We start from the raw sequence: 9779 nt of genomic DNA, 5'->3' as shown, positions 1-9779 counted from the left end.
GCCTGAGCTTTCTTCGCCAGGCCATCCAGCAGTTTTTGATGGATGCCGCCAAACCCGCCGTTGCTCATCACCAGGATATGATCGCCAGGCTGTGCGGTTTTCACCACCATATCTGCCAGCGCATCGACATCGCCGCTCCAGTGCGCAGGCTGTACGCAGGCCTCAGCGACTTCCGCCACTTGCCACGGAATATGCGGCGGTTGCAGCAGGAACACTTCATCCGCGCGTCCTAACGACGGCGCCAGATCGTCTTTGCTCAGGCCCATTTTCATGGTGTTCGACCGAGGTTCCAGTACCGCGATAATGCGCGCGGTGCCGCCCACTTTACCGCGCAGTGCGGCAAGAGTTGCCAGAATCGCCGTCGGGTGGTGAGCAAAATCGTCATACACCGTCACGCCGTTTGCTTCGCCGCGCAGTTCAAGACGACGACGGGCGTTGATGAACGAGCCCAGCGCATTCGCCGCGTCGGCAGGCGCTACGCCAACATGACGGGCAGCCGCAATCGCCATCAGACCGTTGTGCATGTTATGTTCGCCGACCAGGCCCCACTTCACCTCGCCCACTTTTTCACCGTCCAGCCACACTTCCCAAACGGATGCATCGGTGTTCAGCTTTTTCGCCTGCCAGTGACCCTGTTCACCCACCAGCTCTTGTTCGCTCCAGCAGCCCATCGCCATCGTCTGTTTCAGATTGATGTCGTTTTCCGGGTAGATGATGCGTCCCTGGCCCGGCACGATACGTACCAGGTGATGGAACTGTTTCTGAATAGCTTTCAGATCGTCAAAGATGTCCGCGTGATCGAACTCAAGGTTATTGAGGATCAGCGTACGCGGGCAGTAATGCACAAATTTAGAACGCTTATCGAAGAAGGCGCAGTCGTACTCATCCGCCTCAATCACGAAGAAGTCGCTTTCGCCCAGACGCGCAGAAACCTCAAAGTTGCCCGGTACGCCGCCGATCACAAAGCCAGGCTTATAGCCGCAGGCTTCAAGGATCCAGGTCGCCATTCCGGCAGTGGTGGTTTTACCGTGCGTCCCCGCAACCGCCAGCACCCAGCGATCGCGCAGCACAAAGTCATGCAGCCATTGCGGGCCGGACATGTATGGAATGTTCTTCTCAAGCACCGCTTCCACGCAGGGATTACCACGGGTCATGGCGTTGCCGATGATCACCAGGTCCGGCTGCGGGTCGAGCTGGCTGGCATCGTAACCCTGAATTAAATCAATGCCTTGCTTCTCAAGTAAGGTACTCATCGGCGGATACACATTGGCGTCCGAACCGGTTACTTCATGACCAAGCGAGCGCGCCAGCATCGCCAGACCGCCCATGAAAGTGCCACAAATTCCCAAAATATGAATGCGCATACGTCACTATCCTTTTTTAATCTGGGGGCCATTTTACGCACATGTCCGGCAAGTGAGAAACGCATTTCAGGATATTCCGTAGTTTGCTGGCGCGATTCACCTAAGCGCAACAATGGAAATATTTGTTAATATTGTTGCGGTCGCTTTACTCCACATAAATTGCAGGGAAAGTGTTATGAAAACGTTAGGTGAATTTATTGTCGAAAAGCAGCACGAGTTTTCTCATGCTACCGGTGAACTCACTGCTTTGTTGTCGGCAATAAAGCTGGGCGCCAAGATCATCCACCGCGATATCAACAAGGCCGGTCTGGTCGATATCCTGGGTGCCAGCGGTGCTGAGAACGTGCAGGGAGAGGTTCAGCAGAAACTCGATCTGTTCGCGAACGAAAAACTGAAAGCTGCACTGAAGGCGCGCGACATTGTGGCGGGCATTGCCTCGGAAGAAGAAGATGAAATCGTCGTCTTCGAAGGTTGCGAACACGCAAAATATGTTGTGCTAATGGATCCGCTGGATGGCTCATCCAACATCGATGTTAACGTCTCTGTCGGTACGATTTTCTCTATTTACCGCCGCGTAACCCCAGTCGGCACACCGGTCACGGAAGAGGATTTCCTGCAGCCGGGCAACAAGCAGGTTGCTGCGGGCTACGTGGTTTATGGTTCTTCCACCATGCTGGTATATACCACCGGCTGTGGCGTACACGCCTTTACCTACGATCCTTCTCTGGGCGTATTCTGCCTCAGCCAGGAACGTATGCGCTTCCCGGTAAAAGGCAGCACGTACTCCATTAACGAAGGCAACTACATCAAATTCCCGAATGGCGTGAAGAAGTACATTAAATTCTGTCAGGAAGAAGATAAGTCAACCCAGCGCCCGTACACCTCGCGCTACATTGGCTCTCTGGTTGCGGATTTCCATCGCAATCTGCTGAAGGGCGGGATCTACCTGTACCCAAGCACCGCCAGCCACCCGCAAGGGAAACTGCGTCTGCTGTACGAATGCAACCCGATGGCCTTCCTGGCCGAGCAGGCGGGCGGCAAAGCCAGCGATGGTAAAGAACGTATTCTGGATATCATTCCGGAAAGCCTGCACCAGCGCCGTTCCTTCTTCGTGGGCAATGACCATATGGTTGAAGATGTAGAACGTTTTATCCGCGAGTTCCCGGACGCGTAAACGCCCTATCCCGGCCTACAACGTACAGTAGGCCGGATACGCGAAGGGCCATCCGGCATGATGCAGTGACATTGCCTGATGGCGACTGCGCATTATCAGGCCTACGTTCGGTTACGTTGTCTGTAGCTTAAACGCCGCCATCGCCTCCAGCAGCGCATGTGACTGCTCTTCCAACGAGCGGGTAGCCGCTGAAGACTGCTGTACCAGTGCCGCATTTTGCTGCGCCGTTTCATCCATCTGAATCACCGCGATATTCACCTGCTCTATGCCGCGACTCTGCTCCTGGGACGCGCTGGCGATTTCACGCATCAGCTTAGTCATGCGCATCACCTCAGTGGCAATCTCATCCATGGTTTCGCCCGCCTGTTGCGCCAGCTCGCTACCTTCACCGACGTGAGTGTGCGAATCGCTGATTAACGCGCGGATCTCTTTTGCCGCTTCGGCGCTGCGGCTGGCCAGATTACGTACTTCACCTGCGACAACCGCAAAACCCCGTCCTTGCTCACCGGCCCGCGCCGCTTCAACGGAGGCATTGAGCGCCAGAATATTGGTCTGGAATGCAATGCCGTCTATCACGCTAAGGATGTCGGCAATACGACTGGAACTGCCGGCAATATCGCGCATTTTCTCGATCACATAGCACACCATCTCGCTGCCGCGATCGGCGGTATCCGATACCGATTTTGCCAACTGGTGCGCCTGTTCGGCGTTGTCCGCATTCTGTTTCACGGTCGCCGTTAACTCTTCCATGCTGGCGGCGGTCTGTTCCAGCGACGTGGCTGTCGATTCAGTACGCTGCGCCAGATGCTGGTTTCCGGCCGTCAGTTCACGGCTACCGATATCAATTTGCGAGCTGGCGTCACGCACGCGTTGCACCGAGTCGCCCAGCGCATGGCGCATTTCATCCATTGCCGCGTTGAGACGGTTGAATTCGGCGCTGGCCGACGGCGCGCTAACTGGCGACAAATCGCCTGTCGCCAGACGTTCCAGCTGTTCAACAATGTTATCCAGCGGTTTGAGAAACTTATTTCGCAGCATAAACCAAATAACCGCCAGCAAGGCGATGGCCGCCAGCATTGCTGCACTCATAATACCGTGATAAATCAATGAAGTAATAATGCGGGTAGAGGCGTATAGCCCCATCCCGCCGGTCAGCAACAGCAGAAACGCCAGCAGAGACAATAACACCAACAAACTTGATCGAATTGAAAGGGATTTTGGCATTGTTATATTTCCGGTTGTAGGGTGAAAACAGACCTGTACAGAACCTATCGACTACAACCGGAAAAAGTTTAGGTATTTAAATGTCTCTTGAAAAATCAGGACGTTACTTTGGTGTCGCCACCGTGCTTACGCGGCTGACCGGCGAGCTTAGACGATTTTCCCAAAGCACCGTGAGACCGCGTTGTAAGGCAATAAAAATAAACAATAAAATGCCAATCGCGATCTTGGTCCACCAGGAACTTAATGTGCCGTCAAAATTAATGTAGGTCTGGATCAGGCCCTGAATAGCCACGCCAAACAAGGTGCCTAAAACCGTACCCACTCCGCCGCTCAACAGCGTACCGCCAATCACGACTGAGGCAATCGCGTCCAGCTCGACACCGACGCCCGCCAGCGCATAACCGGCCTGGGTGTAAATTGAAAAAACAATGCCGGCAAGCGTAGCCAGGCCGGTAGACAACATATAAATACGGATGGTGGTGCTGCGGGTGGAGATCCCCATCAGGTTAGCAGAGGTGGCGTTGCCGCCAATCGCATATACTTGATTGCCAAACCGTGTACGGTGCGCCAGGAAGATGCCAATCACCACCACCGCCAGCATCAGCAAACCCATCGCACTCAGACGACCGCCGCCGGGAATTTTCCATGCCAGACTGGAGAGCGTGTCATAAACCGGATGGTTAATCGGGATCGACTCTTCAGAAACCAGATAGCTAACGCCGCGCAAAAAGAACATTCCCGCCAGGGTAATGATAAACGCCGGGATCTTCAGCGCATCAATCAGTAATCCCATAAACGCGCCAAACGCGCAGCCCATCAGCAGAATCAGGGGGAAGGCCAGTAACGGAGAAATCCCCCAGTAGCCAATCGCCTTTGCCAGAAATACGCCGGTAAAGGCAATCACCGAGCCAACGGAAAGGTCGATCCCGCCAGAGAGAATCACGAAGGTCATGCCGACGGCGATAATCCCTAAAAAAGCGTTATCGGTCAGGATATTGCAAATCACCCGGGTGGAAGCAAAAGCCGGAAATTGCGTCAAGCAGTAGAGGTAGCCCAGCACAAACACGCCGAGGGTGATCATCAGCGGTAAATTACGTTTTATCATGACCACGCACTCCTTTTATCAGGCTGATAAAGCGTTGTGACTGCACAACCAGCACACACAACACCACGACGGCTTTGACCACCTGATTCAGTTCCGGCTGGAAGCCCGACAGTAAAATCCCGGTGTTCATCCCCTGAATAATTAACGCGCCTATCACCGACAGCAGCAGGTTAAAGCGCCCGCCCATCAGCGAACCGCCGCCAATGACCACCGCCAGAATAGCGTCCAGCTCCAGCCATAATCCGGCGTTATTCGCATCCGCGCCGCGAATATCCGCGGTAACAATGATCCCGGCGATAGCGGCACACAGGCCGCTCAAGACATAGGTAAGCATCACAATAATGCGGGTGTTGACCCCGGCGTTTTTCGCCGCGCGAATGTTGATACCCACCGCTTCAATAAACATGCCCAGCGCCGTTTTCCGCGTCAGCAGCCAGAACACCACCAGCGTCAGTAGCGCAATAATCACCGGCGTGGGGAACAGTAACAGTGAGCCGCTGCCAAGCCAGGAAAGCTCAGGCGAGTTGAAGGTGACGATCTGCCCGGAGGTGATCAACTGCGCGACGCCGCGCCCGGCAACCATCAGGATCAGCGTGGCGACGAACGGTTGGATCTTGAGGATGGCCACCAGAACTCCGTTCCACAATCCCGCCAGAATGCCGGAGCCTAAGGCGGCAAGCAGCACCACCGGCAGGCTGTGCCCGGCCACCGTCATCGCCGCGGTCGTCGCCCCGGCAATGGCCATCACAGCGCCAACGGAAAGATCAATGCCGCCAGTGGCAATCACCAGCGTCATACCAATCGCCAACAGCGCCACGGGTGCGGCGCGGTTGAGAATATCAATCGGGCTACCGAACAGCCGACCATCCTGCAAAATCACCTGATAGAAGTGCGGCGCGACCAGACTGTCCACCAGCAGCACCAGCAGTAGCGCCACCAGCTGTGGCATTCCCTTGGGCCAATGAAACCGTCGTTCAGGCGGATTGGATTGAGGGAGAGATTGAGGCATCACCATAGTCTCCTTAGGCCGCAATGGCGTTCATGATCGCCGGGACGGACAATTCAGCCAGTGGGATCTCGGCCACCTGTTTGCGATCGCGCATAATAATGACCCGATCGGCATAACCCACCAGTTCTTCCAGTTCCGATGAGATAACCAGCAGGGCCAAACCATCGGCGCACAGCGTTTCGATCAGGCGGATGATCTCGGCATGCGCGCCGACGTCGATCCCGCGCGTGGGTTCATCGAGGATCAGAAATTGCGGTTTGGTCAGTAACCAGCGCGACAGCAAGACTTTTTGCTGATTGCCGCCGGAGAGAAATTCGATCGGTTGTTCAGCGTTAGGGGTGCGAATACCAAGCTGGCGAATAAAGCGCTCGGCAATCTCGTTTTGTTCTTTGCGGGGAATGGGGCGCAACCAACCGCGCTGCGCCTGCAACGCCAGAATGATATTTTCCCGCACCGAGGCGGCGGCAATAATGCCATCCGTTTTCCGATCCTCCGGGCAAAAACCGATCCCCAGGCACGAAGCCTGATGCGGCGATCGCAAGGTCTGCGGTTTACCTTTGATCAGTGCGCTGCCGCTGTCGGCGGGTTTGATGCCGAAGATCACCTCCGCCGTTTCCGTTCGCCCGGATCCCAGCAGTCCGGCGAGACCGACGATCTCACCGGGACGCACTTGCAGATCGAACGGGGCGATAGTGCCTTTCTTACCAAAATCACTAAACGCCGCCACCGGTTTATCGCTCAGCAACGTGCGGCCCGCACGCTGTAACGCGTGGGTATCCAGTTCGCGGCCCAGCATCATTTTGACCAGTTCGATCTGCGGCAGCGCATGGGTTTCACGGCAGCCCACAAAGCCACCGTTACGCAGGACGGTGATGCGATCGCTGACCTGATAAACCTGATCGAGGAAGTGGGTGACGAAGATCAGACTGACGCCGCGATCGCGCAGATGCCGCATCAGGCCGAACAGCATTTCAACTTCCTGGGTATCGAGGCTGGCGGTAGGTTCATCGAGGATCAGTACCTTCGCGGAGAGATCGATCGCCCGACAAATGGCAACGATCTGCTGCATTGCCACGGAAAAGCGGTTCAGCGGCTCGCGCACATCAAGGGAAAAACCGTACGACGCCATCAGTTCCGTCGCGCGCTTTTCCATCTGTTTGCGCTGCAACAGGCCAAAGCGCCGCGGTTCGCGGCCAATAAACAAGTTATCCGCTACCGACATATTGGGCAGCAGGTTCACTTCCTGGTACACGGTGCCAATCCCCAGTTGCTGGGCATGGGCGGTATTTTTGGGGGAGACAGGCTGGCCTTCGAGCCAGATCGTGCCGCGATCGGCATGATATACACCGGTCAACGCTTTGATCAGCGTCGATTTCCCCGCCCCGTTTTCGCCGAGCAATGCCATGATCTCGCCGCGTCGCAGGCTGAAATCCACGTTATCCAGCGCTTTGACGCCGGGAAAGAATTTACTTAAGCCCTCTGTACGGAGGATTTCCTGGTGTTGGTCGGTGGTCATGGCATTCCTCCGGCATCGTTTTAACCGGCCTGGATATAGGCCGGATAAGACGCATTTGCGTCGACATCCGGCATCTCAACGCCTGATGGTGCTGCGCTTATCAGGCCTACGGGTATACTCTGGGAAAACTAGTAGCCCATGTTTTTCTTCTTCTCTAACTCTTCTTTCGCGGTATCTGGCAGATAGAGGATCGATTTGGTAATGGTCAGCTTCTCAGGCATCGTGCCGTCTTTTTTGAATTTCTCCAGCGCGTCAAATGCCGGGCCTGCCATGTTCGGCGTCAGCTCGACGCTGGCGTTGGCTTCACCATCAATCATCGCTTTGTAGATATCCGGTACGCCGTCGATTGACCCCGTCAGAATGTCTTTGCCTGGTTTCAGGCCCGCCTCTTTGATCGCCTGAATAGCGCCGATCGCCATGTCATCGTTGTGTGCGTAAACCATGCAGATGTTCTTGCCGTTGTTTTCCGCTTTAATAAAGCTCTCCATCACTTCTTTCCCTTTACTGCGGGTGAAGTCGCCGGACTGAGAGCGGATAATTTTGATGTTTGGCGCGTTAGCGATGGCTTCAGCGAACCCTTTCTTACGATCGATCGCCACGCTGGCGCCAACGGTTCCTTGTAGCTCAACGACGTTACACGGCTTGCCGTTCACTTCTTTAATCAGCCAGTCGCCGATCAATTTGCCTTCCAGCACGTTATCGGCGGTGACGGTAGTCATATAGAGAGATTTGTCTTTTACATCGATGGAACGATCGAGCAAAAAGACCGGAATGTCGGCATCTTTGGCCTCTTTTAACACCGGCTCCCAACCTGTTGCCACGACCGGAGCAATAAAGATGGCATCGACGCCCTGGGCGACAAATGAACGGACTGCTTTAATCTGGTTTTCCTGCTTTTGCTGGCCGTCAGCGATTTTCAGCGTAATTCCGCGCTTTTCGGCCTCGCTTTTCGCCACGTTGGTTTCTGCGGCGCGCCAGCCGGATTCAGAGCCAACCTGCGAAAATCCTACGGTTAATGGGGCTGCCATTGCCATAGACGACATGGCTGCCGAAACTGCTGTGACTAAAAGTAAGCGCTTCCACATAAGTGCGTCCTCGTAGGGTGATTATTGTTGGTTAATAAACCGTCGCGAAAAAACTATAGACAATTGAGCATGTAACGGATTGCGTTACATCACACTTCAAAAAAGTAAATAAAACGTTAATCACAAGTTTGTAATCGCTTTCATGTCACTATGAAAAATGCGGCTGAAGATATGGATTTTTCTGTCACCGGAGAGAGAGAAAAAGAAGAAAATGGACGCAGAGAAAGCGAAAACAAGCGGAGACATTCCGCGCGAGTTGGCTATAATACCCGCCACTTGTTTGCCATAGCTTATTTAAAGGAAACAGACATGAGCTTACTCAACGTCCCTGCCGGTAAAGACCTGCCGGAAGATATCTACGTTGTTATCGAGATCCCTGCCAACGCAGATCCGATCAAATACGAAGTTGACAAAGAGAGCGGCGCCCTGTTCGTTGACCGCTTCATGTCCACCGCGATGTTCTATCCGTGCAACTACGGTTACATCAACCACACTCTGTCTCTGGATGGCGATCCGGTTGACGTTCTGGTCCCGACTCCGTACCCGCTGGAGCCTGGTTCAGTGATCCGCTGCCGTCCGGTTGGCGTTCTGAAAATGACCGACGAATCCGGTGAAGATGCGAAACTGGTTGCGGTACCGCACACCAAGCTGAGCAAAGAATACGATCACATCAAAGATGTGTCCGACCTGCCGGAACTGCTGAAAGCGCAGATCACCCACTTCTTCGAGCATTATAAAGACCTCGAAGCGGGCAAATGGGTGAAAGTTGACGGTTGGGACAACGCTGAAGCTGCTAAAGCTGAAATCGTTGCTTCCTTCGAGCGCGCGAAGAAGTAATTCTTACTTTTGATGCTAAGCCCCGCATGTCGGGGCTTTTTTGTGTCCTGATGCGAGTGCGGCAGGCACATAAAACAACGCCACCCGAAGGTGGCGCGTTTTACCTATCGGGTATATATCAGTACTGGTCTCTGTCTAACCAGTTACCGCTTTCAATCAGCGTTAAGCCATCAACCGGACGTTGGTACACGTACATCCATGCACTTCCGTACGGCGTTTGAATTAGCTGGCGTGCGTATTCACCACCACGGGTACGCAGAGCGTCAAGCTCTGCCAGCGTGGCGTTATCAATACGATAAACTTCCCCGTGTACTGTTCCATTTCCCGGAACGGCGCCTGGATAGTGGCCCAGGCTGTACAACTGGTAGTTGTCGATACTGAAATTTCCCAGCAACAGGGCATTGGTCATCCAGTGGCTGTTGCCTTGTTTGGTTCGTAAACTGCCATAGACAAATATTCGCATTG

Annotated in this window: 9 protein-coding genes; 2 read left to right on the top strand and 7 right to left on the bottom strand. The window is 54.4% G+C overall.

The genetic code is table 11. The features are described from left to right. Nucleotides 1-1364 (bottom strand): UDP-N-acetylmuramate:L-alanyl-gamma-D-glutamyl-meso-diaminopimelate ligase (gene mpl / locus JSN25_RS07830; RefSeq protein WP_204525716.1); only part of this gene is annotated, 1364 nt, incomplete at its 3' end. Nucleotides 1365-1539: 175 nt separating this feature from the next. Between mpl and fbp the strand changes: the two genes are divergently transcribed. After that, a complete protein-coding gene (gene fbp, locus JSN25_RS07825; protein ID WP_032940279.1) occupies nt 1540-2538 on the top strand; it encodes a class 1 fructose-bisphosphatase in 999 nt (332 codons plus the stop codon). 111 nt (nt 2539-2649) lie between these two features. On the opposite strand, the gene JSN25_RS07820 is transcribed toward fbp, so the two are convergent. The 5 genes from JSN25_RS07820 to ytfQ all read right to left on the bottom strand — a co-directional run bounded on the left by JSN25_RS07820 (nt 2650) and on the right by ytfQ (nt 8477). Then, a complete protein-coding gene (locus JSN25_RS07820; RefSeq protein ID WP_074458528.1) occupies nt 2650-3762 on the bottom strand; it encodes a methyl-accepting chemotaxis protein in 1113 nt (370 codons plus the stop codon). 103 nt (nt 3763-3865) lie between these two features. Then, nucleotides 3866-4867, bottom strand: a complete 1002-nt coding sequence (yjfF, locus tag JSN25_RS07815) for a galactofuranose ABC transporter, permease protein YjfF (RefSeq protein ID WP_199967086.1) — start codon at nt 4865-4867, stop codon at nt 3866-3868. Further along, nucleotides 4854-5876 carry a galactofuranose ABC transporter, ATP-binding protein YtfT gene (gene ytfT, locus JSN25_RS07810; protein ID WP_038642975.1) on the bottom strand — a complete coding sequence of 341 codons (1023 nt, stop codon included), beginning with the start codon at nt 5874-5876 and terminating at the stop codon, nt 4854-4856. Before ytfT ends, yjfF begins: the two co-directional genes overlap by 14 nt. A 13-nt stretch (nt 5877-5889) precedes the next feature. After that, nucleotides 5890-7392, bottom strand: a complete 1503-nt coding sequence (gene ytfR, locus JSN25_RS07805) for a galactofuranose ABC transporter, ATP-binding protein YtfR (protein ID WP_038636628.1) — start codon at nt 7390-7392, stop codon at nt 5890-5892. A gap of 128 nt (nt 7393-7520) precedes the next feature. After that, nucleotides 7521-8477, bottom strand: coding sequence for a galactofuranose ABC transporter substrate-binding protein YtfQ (gene ytfQ / locus JSN25_RS07800; RefSeq protein ID WP_006686362.1), 957 nt, complete (start codon nt 8475-8477; stop codon nt 7521-7523). 309 nt (nt 8478-8786) lie between these two features. Here ytfQ and ppa point away from each other — a divergent pair, with 309 nt between their 5' ends. After that, the gene (gene ppa / locus JSN25_RS07795; protein WP_038636623.1) at nt 8787-9314 is read left to right on the top strand and encodes an inorganic diphosphatase; all 528 of its coding nucleotides are present in this window, start codon (nt 8787-8789) and stop codon (nt 9312-9314) included. A gap of 118 nt (nt 9315-9432) precedes the next feature. Here ppa and JSN25_RS07790 read toward each other — a convergent pair whose 3' ends face one another. Continuing rightward, entirely contained in the window at nt 9433-9777 is a 345-nt protein-coding gene (locus tag JSN25_RS07790; RefSeq protein WP_003025723.1) for a gamma-glutamylcyclotransferase family protein, read from the bottom strand. Between the last annotated feature and the right edge of the window lie 2 nt (nt 9778-9779).

Source organism: Citrobacter cronae (genome assembly GCF_016893685.1).
GTDB lineage: Bacteria > Pseudomonadota > Gammaproteobacteria > Enterobacterales > Enterobacteriaceae > Citrobacter > Citrobacter werkmanii.
This window is presented reverse-complemented; position numbering and strand designations above follow the sequence as displayed.